The organism is Gayadomonas joobiniege G7 (genome assembly GCF_000300815.1).
Classification (GTDB): Bacteria; Pseudomonadota; Gammaproteobacteria; order Enterobacterales; family Alteromonadaceae; genus Catenovulum; species Catenovulum joobiniege.
This window is the reverse complement of the sequence record NZ_AMRX01000003.1, coordinates 429,855-445,943: the sequence shown is the minus strand read 5'-3', so window position 1 is coordinate 445,943 and position 16,089 is coordinate 429,855. Positions and strand designations below refer to the sequence as shown.

Genomic DNA, 16,089 nt, shown 5'->3' with positions numbered 1-16,089 from the left:
TTTTCCGGGTGGTTAGCTTAAAATCTCTAGCGCCTCACTCGGATTATCTTGCAATTTGATCAAAGCCTGATGCCTATCATCAAACCTGTACCCATTTATATCGGACAGTTGAATGTATTTCTTAAATAAAGTTGGCTGATTAATTTTTAAAAAGAAAATCGCAGTGGCAAAATAATAATGAGCTTGGCCCTCTGCAATAATTTGTTTGGGCACATCAAACCTATGCCCATTATCAATAGCGAACAATTGATCTTGCAAAACTCGTTCACGACGGGATACATTTTTTAATGTTTGGGCACCAAAGCTGGTTGCATGCAATCGATATTTCCCAAGTGCCGTATCTAACCTATCTATGCTGCCATTTAAAAAACCTGCATTTAATATTTGGAAAGGCTGATCCAAAATAATCTGGCAACGGCTATCCACCACTTTGTTTAAATGAGGGTGGCTGCGAAACATCAAGCTACTTGCTTGGAAAAACGAACCGTATTTTATTAGGTGAGATATGTTTGCCTGAGTTGGTATATATTGCCGATTATAGTAGTCTCGGCAGTACCAGCCAGAAGATTGGCCCGTTTCGCTATTAAAAATTTCGCTTTCGTGATAAACCATGCCAGTGTCTGTATGCTCGTCTAAATAATCCACTTGAGCCTGTAATTTACCAGGCAACGCAAGGTCATCCCCATCCATGTAGGCAATATATTGCCCTTTTGCATGCGTTAATAACAGCTGCATGTTTTTAGCCAAACGCAAATTTTTTGAATTATTGATAAGCTTAATCATCTGCGGATATTGCTTTTGGTAACTTAAAATCACCTCGAGTGAGCGGTCGCTCGAACAATCGTTAGCAACAATAATTTCATAATCAAAATCAACCTGCTGGGTGACTAAACTCTGCAAACACGGGCCAATATACTCTGCCAAGTTATAAACTGGCACAATGACACTTAATTTAATCATATAACTCCCGGCAAAGGATCAAACTCGGCAATACAGCGTCGAAAACGTTTTTTAGCGAGCCAATCGGCTTTGTACAACTCAAAAACCCTCACCTGCAACTTGTTTTGATTTTTTTCAATATCGTATCTTGAGTCATGCTGTTCTTGATACCCGTGCAGCTGATGTAACTTAATCACTTGGTGATTATGAGCCAAAACTTCAGCGGTGAGTGTTTTGACTGGGGTTTGAGAAAATAAAAAATTATAAAAATAAGGCGGCACTAAACCACCAATATTTCGCTGGGTTAAATCTCCGATATAAAACCCCCAATCACAACTCTGTTTGTGTAAATCTAGATTAGACAGATTTAACACACCCACAGCTTTATTCGCAAAATAAATCAGCCAATAATAACAGTCTGATCTTTGATGAATTTTTTTAAACCAGTTTTGCTGCTGGCTTAAATTATTTTCAATCTCGGTAAACATATAATCAGCCACTTGTGGCTGCAGCCGCCAGTTGAGAACCAGCGGTAAATCCGTTTCAGTCAGTTTTTTAAACTCAAACATTATAATCCACCAGATAAGGTTCGTTGTTTTTTAAAACGCGCCGAAAACTGGCTATGCTCATCAAATTTTATTTTTGCGGGTATTTGGTAACTTTCTAACGCGTTTTTGCAATGCTGTTTAATCTTAGTTTTAATCGCTTTTTTATCCTCCATGGCCATTTGCTCATTTAACCGGATACGGGCACAGACCACCTGCCCAATGAGGGCATTTTTTTCCCCATACACTTCCGCTTCGGCAACAAAATTCAATTGTAATAACACACTCTCTATTTCGGCCGGATACACTTTTAACCCACCAACATTGATAATCTCGGATTGGCGGCCAAGGACTCGAATATAATCCCCTTTTTGCTCGACCAGGTCACCGGTATGAAACCAGCCGTCCTCAGTGTAAGGGCTAGCTGCATTTAAATAACCTAACATGCCTGAGTCTGCTTTTATTTGTAAGATGTTGTCATCAGTGATGCGGGTTTGAAAACCTTCCCCCCCCACTTTCATCCACAAAGAGGTAGAGCTTTCCGACTTTGAGCGCAAAATACCAAGCTCAGATAAACCATAGGTTTGTAAAAGTTTAATTTGAGGGAACAATGCATGAAAGCGAGTTAGAGTTGATTCCGGCATTGGCTCGGTGCCATAAGTCACCGTTTTTAAGCTGCTCAGATCATACTTTTGATAAGACTCGCTCAACAGTACTAAGTTAATAAAAGTCGGTGAGGTCGGCAGTAGCTCAACAGCATGCTGTTCAATCGCTTGCAAAACCGTGTCTGGCTTTCTATCAGCGACCACCACTAAACAACCCGCATTGGCCAATGTATATAATAGAGTATTAAAACCGCCAATATGGTCATAAAGTAAAAATGGAATGCTTCTAAATGCATGCCTGGGCAATTTAAATTTTTCTAATAGTTTTTTTAGATCATGAATTGCGGCTTTGCTTTTACCTGTTGAACCAGAAGAAAACAATATTAAACCCGGAACCTGACGCTGTTTTAAACAAATAATGTGTTCATGATCTGCCGTGTCTGCAATCACTTGATAACTCACGGCATCTTGCCCATCAATCTCGATCAATACTTGGGTTTGAGAAACCTCAATAAACTCAGACTTTTTATGAACGACCGACTCTGTTAACGGCACGATAATCGCTTTGGCCTCAATCAACGCCAACAGTAAAGCCACCGAATTAGGGGAATAATCGGCTTGTATCATTACGACTGTGCCCGGCTGTAAATCTTTTTTGCTTAAAAACTCTCGCCATTCGTTAATCTTGATTAGTAAGGTGGCGTAACAACAGCTTTGCTCATTCCAAACCAAGGCATCTTTATCTTTGTGCCGATTAAACTGCTCGATTAAAAAATCAATAAACATTACGCACCTCCCAAATACACCACTTGCCCGGTGATGAAATCGCTTTTTTCATCGATAAAAAACTCAACAAGGTGGTTGATGTCAGCAAATGTACCTAAGCGCTTGATACTTTGCCGATCGATTAATTGTTTAATTTTTTCTGCTGGAACATTTTTTATTAGGGCGGTCTCAACAGGTGTTGGTCCCAAAGCATTAACAGTCACATTAAAGTCGGCAAATTCTTTAGCCAGTATTTTGGTCAAAGACTCTACTGCCGCTTTTGACGAGGCATAAATGGCCTCTCCTTCTAAATCATAGGCAACAGCAACCGTAGATAAATTAACAATACGCCCACTTTGGTGTTTTCTCATTAATTTGGCCGCTTCTCGGCAAAATAAAAAAGCCGAAAATACATTCGTTTGGTACACGTTTTTAACGGTCGACATCGGAGTTAATAATGCGTGGTTCATAGCGGCGATCCCCGCGTTATTAATCAATACGTCTAAACGCCCAAACTGTTTACGAATAGTCGAGAACATTTTTTTTACAGCAGCTTCATCACTAATATCTAAACAAAAATGCTGATAGTTATCTGAGCTCAATGACGTTGGAGAACGACTACAACCCAACACCTGGTAATCTTGTTGTAAAAAATGCTCTGCCATAGCACGACCAATGCCGCGGCTGCTGCCAGTTATTAAGATAACTTTTTTTGAGATAGGCAGGATCATCATTGATTAATGGAGTCAGTTAAATAATCAGTTAAGGTTTTAACCGTGCGAAATGGGCTATTTTTTAATGAAAGCGCTTTTTCATTCGCCACAACAAAACTGATATCAAATTCATCTTCAAGCTGTTCTTCTACCCCCAATAATAGGTTGACTAAATCAACTGAGTCTAATTGGCTTCTCTGTCCAATCAATGGTGTTTGCAAACCTTTGTCGATTAAATTTTGATCGCGTAATTCATTCATTTGATCGATCACAGAATATATAACATCTGTAATTTGTTGTTCTGTTATCATGCCATTACTCTGGTTAATTGTTTATAAAGTATATCGGCCTTAAAGCGTAAATCTTAATAGGGCCAGGTTCAGTTTAAAGATAAAGCCTCGATTAAACGCTCCGCACCTTGAGCTAATCCAGGTTTTATCGATAAATACATTTGCCTACGTTTATCTGTTTGTAGAAGTTGCAAAATGCTATCAGTCAACGCAGATTTATCAAATCGGTGCCGAAAATCCAGCACCTTAGCCCAACCCTGAGCTTCAGTCGACTGACTGTTGCGCCATTGATTATTAAAAGACACCAATAGAATAGCAGGCGTATGCATCGCGTATAATTCAAATTGGGTACCACCAGCTGCAGAAATGGCAAATTTTGCTTCTGCAAAAATACTAGCTATATTACCCGGCTGATATAAATAACAAAAATTATCGGGTAGTTGTTTTATAAATGAAATGAGGGCATTTTTGTGACTAAAACCACCAGCAATTAAACAAGTCACAGGCAGATTGATATTTAGCTGGTGTAAAACCTCTAAACAAGACTGCGAGTAGTTGAGTGGATCACTCCCCCCCATAGTCACAACAATGCCATGCCGTTTTTCGAAATCATTCGGTGCTTGCTCTACAAACTCATTTCTTAACAAGCGATATTGGTTGCCTGCATAAACTTTAGCTTGTGGAACAAGCCGTGCATAGTCTGGCACATGACCATCTGCACAAGTTGGATTGACGACGATATCGGCAGCAACTAAATCTCCGTGCTGCTCACCACCATTGTCATCAAGGATCACTAAAGGGATACTATGCTGCATTAGCTGCTGTTTCAACTGCGTTCGATACGTTAGGCTAAACTGATAGCCGTCTAAAACATAATGTAAAACTTTATATTCACTAGTTATTTGCTCTAATAACTGCGACTCAATGTCTGACGTTAAGTGATCAATAAGATGAAGTTTAAAAGTAAAAGTATTGAGTTTGTTAGCTAATTCGAAAGTCGCTTTTGAAACAAAAAAAATTGCTTCAATATTCACTTGATGAGCGGCTTGAGCCAACGAAATACAACGCATTAAGTGGCCCATACCTATCTGTTCCCCAGCCTCAACGCGAAAAATAATAGCTTTTGAAGGTGGTGTAAACACAGTGCTTCCTATTAACCCTAATTGATTAGTTCAAAAAACAATGGGGTCCCCGCTGGCAAATCTTTTTGCGCTGATCTGCCAATAACCTCATCCCAATACTTAGGCGCTAAACCAATGGCTGGGCGAACTATTTTAATATTCTCTTTGCTTAAGGTTTCGCCGGCTTTAATATCACGACTGGCAAAAATAGAGCGGCGATAATATTTTGATTTTTTTTCGCTGGCGCTACCACCATATGTGACCTGCCCCATCGCCTGATGGGCGATCTGGCAATTTACCACTAAACTATTAAACTCTTCAGGTTGCAGCGAAAACTCAGCATCAACGCCCCCTGCCTCTCTGTCTAAAACAAAGTGTTTTTCGATCACACAAGCGCCCAATGCAACAGAGGCGACCGCAACACCTATGCCTCTTGTGTGGTCAGATAGTCCGATTGGATAGTCAAATCTTGCTTGCATATCTTTAATGGTATTTAGGTGTGTATTATCAGCTGTCGCTGGGTACGTGCTGGTGCATTTTAACAAGATTATTTGCTGGTTACCGACGCTATGTGCGGCTTTAATGGCATCGTCAATTTCTTCGAGCGAGGCCATGCCGGTCGACATAATTAAAGGTTTACCGGTTGCTGCAGCTTTTTTAATCAGGGGAGTATCCGTTAACTCAAAAGAAGCGATTTTATATGCAGGTACCGCCAAACTTTCTAAAAAGTCGACTGCGTCTTCATCAAAGGGTGAGCTAAACGCAATCAAACCAAGCTCATTTGCATAATCGAATAATAGTTTATGCCACTCATATGGGGTACAAGCTTTAGCATAAAGTTCATGAAGATGGCTGCCGGACCAAAGTGAATCTTTTTCTTGAATACGAAAGTGTTCTGAGTCTATGTTCAGGGTCATGCTATCGGCAGTATAGGTTTGCAGTTTGATAGCGTCAACACCAGCATCTGCTGCGGCTTTGACCATTTTTTTAGCCAATGATAAATCTTGGTTATGATTCCCTGACAGTTCAGCAATGATAAAAGGCCGTCCGTGATTGCTAATTTCTCGGTCGCAAATTTTAATCATATTTTAAGGGATCCCTTAGTTTAAGGCTTTATACAAAAGTTCTGCCGTTTGCCAATCTTCTAATGTATCAATATCTTGCACTCGGTATCTGGGCAAAAGGATTGGCACACTCGTGGCAGAAAATACTGGCCTTTGCTGTAAAAAGGCATCAGTTCGTCCCCAATAAAATTGCCCAGCATCATGAAATGCTTCAGCTAGATCCTGTGACCTTTTACCAATGTGCTCAGGGAACATGGGCTGCACACCATCGCCATCGGCTAATAGCGCACGTTGCACCGGAAACGCAAAAGTGCAGGCACTAAAAGCATAATCTTTTTCAGGTGCAGCGATTAATTGAGTTAAACCGTCTGCTAATTGCTCAGCTAATAATAGTGGCGCGGTTGCGTATAAGCAGCATACATACTCTGGTTTTACATTCTGTTTTGAACAATATGAGATCGCATGTCGCACAACAGCCTGAGTGCCTGTATGATCATCCGATAAACTTGACGGTCGAATAAAAGGCACCTCAGCACCATATTCTAGTGCAACTTCTGCTATTTTTTGGCAGTCTGTTGACACTATGATATGGTCAAATACACCGGCCTTTTGCGCTGTTTGAATACTATGTGCAAGTAACGGTCGACCAGCAAATTTTTTGATATTTTTTTGTGGTATTCTTTTACTACCACCACGAGCAGGGATCACGGCTAACTTCATTGATACCAACTGCGCAAGGCATTTGCAACCGCATTTTGCTCAGCATCTGTCATCGCAGGAAACAACGGTAATGTTAAGGTTTTTGCAGCATAGGCTTCAGCATGAGGAAAATCACCTTCGCTAAACCCCAGTCGGCGGTAATAAGGTTGCAAATGAACCGGAGAATAATGTACGTTTACTTGTACTCCATGCTGCCATAAATGCTCATATAGCGGCAGTCTTTGCTGCGCGTCGACTTCTATAGCGTATAAATGCCAAGCACTTTGTTCTAACATATCAGCATTCGGTAGTTGAATCGGCAGATCTGCCAATAAACCATGATATACAAATGCTTTATGTCTGCGACGGGCAATAAAGGCGTTTAATTTATTTAGTTGTGATATTCCTAGTGCAGCCTGCAAGTCACTCATTCGGTAATTGAACCCTAACTCAACTTGCTGGTAGCTCCAAGGTCCATCTAGTGGTGTCTCTAAAAGCTCGGGATCTTTGGTGACGCCATGTTTGGCGAACAGCGCTGCTTTTTTTATTAAAGCTTCACTATTAGATAAAACCGCACCACCTTCACCTGTGGTGATAGATTTAACCGGATGAAAACTGAATATCGTAAAATCAGAAAAACGACAGCTGCCTATTTTATGATTTTGGTAATCACCGCCGAGGGCATGACAAGCATCTTCGATTAACTTTACGCCATATTGATCACAGAGGGTTTTTAGCGTTTGCATATCACAGCTAGCCCCCGCAAAATGCACAGCAATCAGTACTTTAGGTAAAGTGCCTGCGTGTTCTGCTTGGATTAATTTTTTTAATAAGGCTTTTGCACAAATATTGCGAGAGCTAGGTTCTATATCAACAAAATCAACCTGAGCGCCACAAAACCGAGCAGCATTAGCAGTCGCGACAAAGGTGATAGGTGTCGTCCAAACCCAATCTCCAGGGCCTACATTTAAAGCTTTACAGGCAACATGCAGAGCTGAAGTGGCGCTATTGACCGCAAGCGCATACGCCGCGCCAGTATATTTGGTTAAGGCCTCTTCAAACGCAGGCACTTGTAAACCCTGGGTAATAAATTGATTTTCTAAAACATCAACAACCGCTTCGATATCATCATTTTCTATCTGATGTTTACCGTAAGGGATCATAGAGTGCTCTTATCCAAATTAATGAGTTCATCTAAACTTAAAAACTCTGGGTTAGTGCCTGAATGATATTCGAATTTATCTGCGACTGGACGCCCTTTTTCAGCTAACTTATTCAGTTGATAATTAATATCTTTTTCAAAAAATTTAATTGGTGGTGCTATGACATAATGGTCGTCAAATTCAAGTGTTTGATGCGCAACTTCTTCAGGTACCATGACTTCATGCATCTTTTCTCCGGGCCGCAAGCCTATGTTTTCATATTCACGATGCCCACTCATAGCTTGCACCAAATCTAAAATGCGAATTGATGGTATCTTGGGAACAAAAATTTCACCACCTTGCATACGCGAAAAATTCTTTACAACAAACTCCACCCCTTCTTCTAACCGTAACCAGAAACGCGTCATGTCTGGATGAGTAACAGGCAATGCCTGGCACCCTTCGGCTAAAAGTTTTCTAAAATATGGAACCACAGAGCCCCGTGAACCAACAACATTACCATATCTAACTACGGCAAACCGAGTGCCCTCGGCCCCAGCAATATTATTACCTGCAACAAACAATTTATCAGATGCCAGCTTAGTCGCGCCGTATAAGTTAACTGGATTTGCCGCTTTATCTGTCGATAATGCGACCACTCGTTTAACTTTATTTTGAATACAGGCTTCAACCACATTTTGCGCACCCAGAATATTCGTTTTGATACACTCCATAGGGTTGTATTCTGCGGCCGGCACTTGTTTTAATGCGGCTGCATGAACCACAAAATCGACCCCTTGCATAGCCGTTATCAAACGTTCCTTGTCACGAACATCCCCGATAAAATAACGTAAGGAGGGGTGGTTAAAAGCTTGCTGCATTTCGAACTGTTTTAGTTCGTCGCGGGAAAATACGATGAGTTTTTTTACTTGATAGTGTTTTAGCAGGTAACGGATAAAACATTGACCAAATGAACCCGTACCCCCGGTTATTAATATTGTTTTATTATCAAACACTTTGCTTACTCTATTTTGTATACGACTTAACTGCTTTACGGCCGCGATTTAATTTTAATAAATCCTTTTCTACCGTATTCAGTAAGTCTTTGCAAATACAAGTTAATTTATTATTAACCTGGCTTTCATTTAACGCAAATTGTTTTTTCTTTTTGTCGGTAAGCTGAGACAGCCAATTGACGATAAAACTGTCTCTTTTATCAACTTCTGCTTGTAGGGCTTTAACATCGGTTTCATCAGCGTTTAATAACTCACAAAGCCGTTCGTTAATATCGGCCAACTCAGCAGGCGTATGCTCATGAGTTAGATGCCCTATAGTAAGACGATTAGGTGCTTGTTTCATTAACCAACACTTTGTGTTTGTTGCTGTTGTTCCCGCGCTTGTTTCATCTGGTAGGCTTCTTGTTTTGCCGACTCAGGAATCGACGCCCAGGCTGTTTTGATAGGTAGCATCAATGAAATCACTTCATCAATAATTTGAGTATTATTTTGAATAGATGCATCGGTTAAACGATTCAACATGTAATCGTACAACGCAAATAAATTGTCGGTGACTTCACTTTCTACACTAAAGTCTAACGTATCACGTAACGACACAATAATGGCCGAAGCTTTTGAAATATGCTCAGATTTGGCGGCAAACTCTTTGCGCTCCATACAACCTTTTGCATAAGCCATTTTGTCTAAAGCGCCTTGCATTAACATCAAAGTGATCTGATGAGGATCCGCTTGGGCGATTTGCTGTTTTAAATTGCCTTTCTGATAAGCGTTAATGCCACGTTTATACATAATAAAACCTTAAAAATATTAATTAAAAACCTAAAGATGCAGTTAGCGCATTGCCAGTGCGCTGCAATTTAGCAACCGTTAAATCTAACCCTATGTATCTGTCCCGCAAAACCGATTCATAGTCTAACATGCGCAGTTCAAAGCGCTCACGTTCTTCCGTCAATAACTCTTTTTCACCTTTAGCGCCATCCTCACGTGATTTTAGCAATCCGCCAAACTTAGTGTACTCATCCAAAAAGTCGTACATTAAATTCGCAATACCACCATTTTCTGACGTAAAAAGTGCCGCAATGTCATCGAAGTTATCGTCCATGGCTTCATCTAAACGTTCTTGACCGCTGCCAAAACCGTATTCATCGGATTCGGTGATCTCCAATTTACTGTCATCACCAAAAGAAATACCAATTTGAAATAAAGTCCCTAACGCAGAATCACTGACTTGGCGACTAACAATATTTGATAAACCACTTTGAATACCTCGGATCATAAAATCACCGGCAAGTGCGCCGTCGTCTTCCAGTTCTGAGCTACCATAGCGAGTCATGGTTTCTATCGTCGACATCATGCTATTGTACTTATCAACAAACTCAGTAATCTGGTTTTTCAGGCCATCTTTGTCGTAACCGATATCAAGCGTTGAAGGAATAAATTCACCTTGCGCATCTTTACTGCTAACTTCGCTTGCTTCAAATGAGACGTTTTCGATGACATTTTCAAACTCGTTGCTCTCACTTTCAACTTTGATACCATCAATATCCGCTTTCGCATTTTTTGCAGCTTCGATACTGACGTTACCATAACTGGTTGTTTCACTAGAATCTGTGGTCGCAATTTGTTGTAAAGCAGCAATGTCGTTATCATTCACGATTGACAAATCATTGCCCGCACCCGTGGTTTCTGAGGTAAAAACCAATTTTGCTCCCGCTGCAGTACCAGTATCAACAATGCTGGCGTTTATCCCAAAATCGTTGCCAGTCGCCGAGTTGACCGCTGATCGCAATTGGGCTAAGGTCATACCAGCCGTTACATTCACTGTAAAGCTGTCCCCTGTAGCACCGATTTTGAACGTTAATGAACCGTCAGCATCACTGACCGATGCAGACGAGTTAGCGAATGCACCATCAGCCGTTTGTAAACGACTACCTTCAGCCAGTTGCTCTATGCTGATTTTATAACTACCTTTGGTTGCACTATTAGACGCCTCTGCGGTAAATGGGCCCTCTTCATCTTCTTCCAAGCTAGGATGGCTAACCACAGCTTTACGGTTTTGCAGGTCTGAACTTTCTCTCAGATCATCTACGGCTGTTTGAAATTCATCCATTTTAGATTTGAGCGAGCCTATCGCCGATATAACCGACTCAATATTCTCTTCTTGCTCATCTAATCTTGCTTGTTTTGGTGCTCGCTCGGCTTCTAATAACTGAGTGACTAAACCACTTAGATCTAAACCTGAACCAACACCTATAGATGAAATGCTCATACCAGCCTCTTAAAAGTTACACTTCACGATTTACCAAGATACCGACTGTCTCTCCGGCATCAGAACGCAGCTGTTCAATACGTTTTGCCAACTCAAGCATTTCTTCTGACGGTATCTGCCGAATCATTTCGCCAGTCTCTTTATCCGTTACTGTAATCACGAGTTTTTCACTTTCATCATCCAGCGTGAAATTTAGCTGTCGATTTTGCACCTGTAAAAACTCGGATACTTTTGAAACCGCTTGAGTCACATTTTTTGTCTCACTGACTAGGTTATCGTCAGCCTGTTCGTCAACTTTAGCATTTTTCTGTTCTAACTGACTAGATACTTGCGCTGAGCCTTGGGTATTTTCTGAAAGCTTAGCAATCGGCTCGGCCGTATTGTCAGTGGGGGAAGGTCGATGAGCAGAATAAGTTAAAGTATGAGGCGAAACAGAACCTATATGATCCAGATCCATAACACCCTCCTAAAATAAAGAAGTGGCTAACCGGTAACCACTTCTTATTTAAACGCTGCTTTATTAACCAAGCAATGACAACGCACTTTGCGGGCGCTGATTGGCTTGACTCAATACCGATAAGCTCGCTTGTTGAACAATTTGGTTTCTGGTTAAGCTTGCAGTTTCTTGCGCAAAATCTGTATCTCTAATTTGCGAGCGAGCCGCTGAAACGTTTTCAGAAATATTGCTCAAGTTACGAATAGTCGACTGAAAACGGTTTTGCAGAGCACCTAAGTCTGCTCTTGCAGCCCCTATGGTTGAGATTGCATTATCAATTGTATCTAATGCAGTCGCGGCACCAGCTTGCGATGAAACACTCAAGCTACCTAAACTCAAGCCGCTGGCACCATAACCGCCTGATTGTTTCAATGCGATTGCAATTGACTGAGAATCTCCGCCATTTGCACCCACTAAAAAGCTGGCTGAATAGGTTCCGTTTAAAAGGTTTACATCAGCAAACTGAGTGGTCGCGCCGATGCGGCTGATTTCAGTTTTTAATGCAGAAACTTCTTTTTGCAGAGCCGTTCTATCGGATGAAGTATTGATACCATTTTGCGATTGCACCGCTAATTGACGGATGCGCTGCAATGAAGAAGTGATTTCCTGCATAGCACCTTCTGCAGTTTGTACAACAGAAATCCCATCGTTTGCATTTCGTACCGCTTGGTTTAAACCTTCAATCTGACTGGTCATACGATCAGATATCTGCATACCTGCCGCATCATCAGCGGCTCGGTTAATGCGGAAGCCTGATGATAGACGCTCAAATGATGTATTTAATTCAGTCGTTGAGTTGAATAATTGACGCTGAGCCGTCAAAGACGACACATTTGTATTTACAAACATACCCATAGTTATACCTCCTGAAACTGTAACAGGTTCCCTCAAACCGGTTAGCAGCTCGCTAAAAATTTAACTCTTTTCAGAGCTACCTCAAATTGCTTTGCTGTTGGCCCCTCAACCAAAAAACAAAGTTATAATTCCCCTCGTTATAAGCTATCGGCATGAACTAAAGAAACTTTAGTCTTTTTTTTATTTTTTTTAAAAAAATTAATTCTGCTAAAATCAATGCAGTGTTAAACAACGAGGTATTTAAAATGGAAGAGATTATTAAAGGCGTAATGGCGTTTAAAAAACATGCCTACCCTGAGCGAAAAGAACTGTTTAAAACGCTAGCAAATGGGCAAAACCCTGAAGTTTTATTTATAACTTGTGCCGACTCTCGAATTGACCCTAACTTATTAACTAACTCTCAGCCTGGCGATTTATTTATTTGTCGCAATGCTGGCAACGTAGTGCCACCGCACAGTAACGTGACTGGGGGAATGACGGCATCCATCGAATTTGCCGTTGCTGTGTTAGGGGTAAAACATATTGTTATTTGTGGTCATACGGATTGTGGTGCAATGAAAGGCGTTATCGATCCAACAGGTTTAGATGCTATCCCACATGTTAAAGATTGGTTAGGACACTGCCGAGCAGCAGGCGACATTGTTAAAGCAAAACATTCAGGTGAACTCTGTAGTGAGCACATAAATGAAGTAATAGAAGCCAATGTGCTAATGCAGTTACAGCACCTTAAGACCCACCCAGCCGTCGCCACCCAACTGGCGCAAAAATCAGTTGAGCTACATGGATGGGTATATGACATCAAAAAAGGTGGTGTCAAAGTATATAAAGAAGAACAAGAGGCTTTCATTTCACTCGAAAAAGCCTACCCAGAGCTTCAATAATATATCAAACAAACAAAATAGTTAAACTTCACTTCTTTTCACAAAACTGCCCACCTAGTGCTGCTAATCCTGTCCACCTGAACGGATTAGTGGCAGCCACCCACAAAAAATAAACAAATAGTACATTTTGAAACAAAAGTGCTACAATGATGACACTGTATTCTTAAATATAAAAACACACATATGAGAGCTCTGATTTTAGCACTAACGTTAGCCTCACTGTCTTTTGTAGCAGCGGCAAAAAACAAACCTAATTTTATTTTAATTTTTACCGACGATTTGGGATATCAAGACTTAAGTAGTTTTGGTTCCCCTAAAATAAAAACGCCCAATATTGACAGTATGGCCGCAGGTGGCATGAAAATGACAGATTTTTATGCACAAACCGTTTGTGGTCCATCCAGAGCTGCTTTAATGACAGCCAGTTATCCATTACGAACCGCCAAAAAACAAAACAAAGTCACCATTCACCCTTTTCTACATTTAAAAGAAGTCACCATAGCTGAAGTACTCAAACCTGCTGGATATACCAGTGGTATTTTTGGCAAATGGGACTTAGCTGGCCATAATCCAAGCAAGTACGACCCCAACTTATTACCATTAAACCAAGGTTTTGATTATTATTTTGGTACGCCAGGTAGCAACGACAAATATGTGCCTTTAATTCGCAACCAAACGGTAATCGAAAACGAAGCAGACATGTCAACGCTGACCGAGCGCTATACTGATGAGGCGATTAAATTTATTACAGACAACCAAAACAAACCATTTTTTGTTTATTTATCGCATACCATGCCGCATACACGTCTGGCGGCGTCTAAAAAATTTAAAGGCCGGTCTGCCCGTGGTCTTTACGGCGATGTGGTAGAAGAAATTGACTATAATGTTGGACGCGTTTTACAGGCCGTTGAAAAACTCAATCTCATGGACAATACCTATGTGATCTTTACGAGCGACAATGGGCCCTGGCATGTTAAAAAAAGTCACGGGGGCTCCGCACTACCATTGCGAGGTGCAAAAACTTCGACTTGGGAAGGCGGCGTTAGAGTACCATTTGTCATTTACGCACCTGGACGAGTACCGGCCGGCGTTGTCAATAATACGATTACCACCACCATGGATATTTTACCAACCTTTGCCAACTTGGCGGGTACCCAACCACCTAGTGACCGAATAATAGATGGGATTGATATCTCTCAGTTAATTCATGGGGAAGTTGATACAATTAAAGATAGAACATTTTATTATTACCAGCACACCCACCTGCAAGCGGTTCGCTATGGCAAATGGAAATTGCATTTACCCAGATTAGCTCAATCTCCTTGGTCACCTAAATGGTCTTGGCACATAGCTAAAGAAGATGTAATTGATATACCTGAACCAATGTTGATCGATTTAGAAAAAGATATTTCAGAAACACAAAATGTTGCCAAAGAGCATCCTGAAATCGTTAACCACCTACTTAAACTAGCAAAAGCAGCGTCAAATGACATCGGCGATTATGACAGAGCAGGGACCGGAGCTAGGTTTTTTGATCCGGACCCAATTCGACAAGACGCTAAAAAATGGGCTAAATAAGCTTTAATCTATCTCATCTGATGGCTGGAATTCGGTCCCCCAGCCATCATATTCAACCTGATACTGCTCAGCTAACTGCATCATTTGTTTAACCTGCTCTTCTATCGCAGGCAACGAAAGCTCACTTTCAATTAGCACATCAAAAGCTAAAATCAACTGACCATCATCGGTTTCAAATTCTTCAGCATCTGTGACCTCGTGCTCGAGTTTAAACGCTGCGACCGCTGCTTTTTCTAGCTTGTCAAAATCATGTGAGGCAAAGTGGTGCTCAATCACATATATAGCATTAGGATCACTACCATCGGCAAGCAATGCATTCACTATTTCTTCGCTAAAAGCGCTCGGGTTATCAATAAATTCCATCATTTATCCTGGGGTTGATTCAAGGCTTTAACTTCGTCGTCTAGTTGATTTAACTTTGCCAACATCAAAGCATGAAAGTCTTGGCATGCAATTTTAATATTTTTTTGCTGGGCATCAGTAAGCTCAACCGGATCCATCAGTTCAATAATAATATGGCCATTATCCCAACGATTAAGTTTAATTCCATCCGTCGAGCTCATGACCACAGGCACAACTGGCACTTTAGCGGCAGCCGCTAGCTGAAACGCACCTCGCTTAAATGGCAATAATCCCCGCCCATAAGAACGAGTACCCTCAGGAAACATCCATACGGAAACCTGACGTTTAAGCAACACATCACGTGACTTTTTCAACGTGGCCATCGCAGCCCGGCGGTTTTCCCGATCGATCAATATATTGCCTCCCAGCCAGTAAATTTGGCCAAAAAATGGGATCCATTTAAGGCTTTTTTTACCTATTGTCACTGTATTGGGTAATACACTGCGGCATAAAGTAAAAATATCGTAGCTGTTTTGGTGGTTTGCGATAAATACCGCAGGCCGTGCAGCATAAGCTTTATCATTACTGCGAATGATCACTTTGCAACCGATAATAACAGCAGCGCGGCCAAACATTTGCCCGAGCCAATAAACGTTGTTTCGATGAAACGGACGCAATAAACAAAAAATGATCCCAGCTATACTTGCTAAAATAACAAAAACGCCCAACAAAAATACTCTAAAAATGGCTAACACTCAGCTACTTTCCT

General features: G+C 41.1%; 19 protein-coding genes. 2 read left to right on the top strand and 17 right to left on the bottom strand.

The window, feature by feature from the left end; genetic code table 11:
- Positions 1-12: 12 nt before the first annotated feature.
- The 15 genes from C727_RS0106180 to C727_RS0106110 form a co-directional block, all read right to left on the bottom strand.
- Positions 13-960 (bottom strand): glycosyltransferase family 2 protein, encoded by a 948-nt coding sequence (locus C727_RS0106180; RefSeq protein ID WP_017444758.1) that lies wholly within the window; start codon positions 958-960, stop codon positions 13-15.
- Positions 957-1,508 (bottom strand): UDP-4-amino-4,6-dideoxy-N-acetyl-beta-L-altrosamine N-acetyltransferase, encoded by a 552-nt coding sequence (pseH, locus tag C727_RS0106175; protein ID WP_017444757.1) that lies wholly within the window; start codon positions 1,506-1,508, stop codon positions 957-959. Before pseH ends, C727_RS0106180 begins: the two co-directional genes overlap by 4 nt.
- A complete protein-coding gene (locus tag C727_RS0106170; RefSeq protein ID WP_017444756.1) occupies positions 1,508-2,875 on the bottom strand; it encodes an ANL family adenylate-forming protein in 1,368 nt (455 codons plus the stop codon). Before C727_RS0106170 ends, pseH begins: the two co-directional genes overlap by 1 nt.
- Positions 2,875-3,585, bottom strand: coding sequence for an SDR family NAD(P)-dependent oxidoreductase (locus C727_RS0106165; RefSeq protein ID WP_040459219.1), 711 nt, complete (start codon positions 3,583-3,585; stop codon positions 2,875-2,877). The genes C727_RS0106170 and C727_RS0106165 overlap by 1 nt, the downstream gene beginning before the upstream one ends.
- The gene (locus C727_RS0106160) at positions 3,585-3,878 is read right to left on the bottom strand and encodes a hypothetical protein (protein ID WP_017444754.1); all 294 of its coding nucleotides are present in this window, start codon (positions 3,876-3,878) and stop codon (positions 3,585-3,587) included. The genes C727_RS0106165 and C727_RS0106160 overlap by 1 nt, the downstream gene beginning before the upstream one ends.
- Positions 3,879-3,946: 68 nt before the next feature.
- A complete protein-coding gene (gene pseG, locus C727_RS0106155) occupies positions 3,947-4,999 on the bottom strand; it encodes a UDP-2,4-diacetamido-2,4,6-trideoxy-beta-L-altropyranose hydrolase (protein ID WP_017444753.1) in 1,053 nt (350 codons plus the stop codon).
- A gap of 17 nt (positions 5,000-5,016) precedes the next feature.
- On the bottom strand, positions 5,017-6,063 hold the full coding sequence (gene pseI / locus C727_RS0106150; protein ID WP_017444752.1) for a pseudaminic acid synthase: 1,047 nt from the start codon (positions 6,061-6,063) through the stop codon (positions 5,017-5,019).
- Positions 6,064-6,078: 15 nt separating this feature from the next.
- Positions 6,079-6,762 (bottom strand): pseudaminic acid cytidylyltransferase, encoded by a 684-nt coding sequence (gene pseF, locus C727_RS0106145; protein WP_017444751.1) that lies wholly within the window; start codon positions 6,760-6,762, stop codon positions 6,079-6,081.
- Positions 6,759-7,904, bottom strand: coding sequence for a UDP-4-amino-4,6-dideoxy-N-acetyl-beta-L-altrosamine transaminase (gene pseC / locus C727_RS0106140; RefSeq protein WP_017444750.1), 1,146 nt, complete (start codon positions 7,902-7,904; stop codon positions 6,759-6,761). The genes pseF and pseC overlap by 4 nt, the downstream gene beginning before the upstream one ends.
- Positions 7,901-8,899 carry a UDP-N-acetylglucosamine 4,6-dehydratase (inverting) gene (pseB, locus tag C727_RS0106135; protein ID WP_017444749.1) on the bottom strand — a complete coding sequence of 333 codons (999 nt, stop codon included), beginning with the start codon at positions 8,897-8,899 and terminating at the stop codon, positions 7,901-7,903. The genes pseC and pseB overlap by 4 nt, the downstream gene beginning before the upstream one ends.
- A gap of 10 nt (positions 8,900-8,909) precedes the next feature.
- Complete coding sequence (locus C727_RS18115; protein WP_017444748.1) at positions 8,910-9,242, bottom strand: hypothetical protein; 333 nt, start codon at positions 9,240-9,242, stop codon at positions 8,910-8,912.
- On the bottom strand, positions 9,242-9,688 hold the full coding sequence (fliS, locus tag C727_RS0106125) for a flagellar export chaperone FliS (RefSeq protein ID WP_017444747.1): 447 nt from the start codon (positions 9,686-9,688) through the stop codon (positions 9,242-9,244). The genes C727_RS18115 and fliS overlap by 1 nt, the downstream gene beginning before the upstream one ends.
- 22 nt (positions 9,689-9,710) lie before the next feature.
- Positions 9,711-11,168 (bottom strand): flagellar filament capping protein FliD, encoded by a 1,458-nt coding sequence (gene fliD / locus C727_RS0106120; protein WP_017444746.1) that lies wholly within the window; start codon positions 11,166-11,168, stop codon positions 9,711-9,713.
- Positions 11,169-11,184: 16 nt separating this feature from the next.
- Positions 11,185-11,625, bottom strand: coding sequence for a flagellar protein FlaG (locus tag C727_RS19005; RefSeq protein WP_017444745.1), 441 nt, complete (start codon positions 11,623-11,625; stop codon positions 11,185-11,187).
- 63 nt (positions 11,626-11,688) lie between these two features.
- On the bottom strand, positions 11,689-12,519 hold the full coding sequence (locus C727_RS0106110; protein ID WP_017444744.1) for a flagellin N-terminal helical domain-containing protein: 831 nt from the start codon (positions 12,517-12,519) through the stop codon (positions 11,689-11,691).
- A 245-nt stretch (positions 12,520-12,764) separates the two neighbouring features.
- Between C727_RS0106110 and C727_RS0106105 the strand changes: the two genes are divergently transcribed.
- Positions 12,765-13,400 (top strand): carbonic anhydrase, encoded by a 636-nt coding sequence (locus C727_RS0106105; RefSeq protein WP_017444743.1) that lies wholly within the window; start codon positions 12,765-12,767, stop codon positions 13,398-13,400.
- A gap of 183 nt (positions 13,401-13,583) precedes the next feature.
- The gene (locus tag C727_RS0106100) at positions 13,584-14,978 is read left to right on the top strand and encodes a sulfatase family protein (protein ID WP_017444742.1); all 1,395 of its coding nucleotides are present in this window, start codon (positions 13,584-13,586) and stop codon (positions 14,976-14,978) included.
- Between the two features lie 3 nt (positions 14,979-14,981).
- Here C727_RS0106100 and rraB read toward each other — a convergent pair whose 3' ends face one another.
- Together rraB and C727_RS0106090 are read right to left on the bottom strand one after the other, a co-directional pair.
- Positions 14,982-15,341 carry a ribonuclease E inhibitor RraB gene (gene rraB, locus C727_RS0106095; RefSeq protein ID WP_017444741.1) on the bottom strand — a complete coding sequence of 120 codons (360 nt, stop codon included), beginning with the start codon at positions 15,339-15,341 and terminating at the stop codon, positions 14,982-14,984.
- A complete protein-coding gene (locus C727_RS0106090; RefSeq protein ID WP_017444740.1) occupies positions 15,341-16,075 on the bottom strand; it encodes a 1-acylglycerol-3-phosphate O-acyltransferase in 735 nt (244 codons plus the stop codon). The genes rraB and C727_RS0106090 overlap by 1 nt, the downstream gene beginning before the upstream one ends.
- Positions 16,076-16,089: the final 14 nt, after the last annotated feature.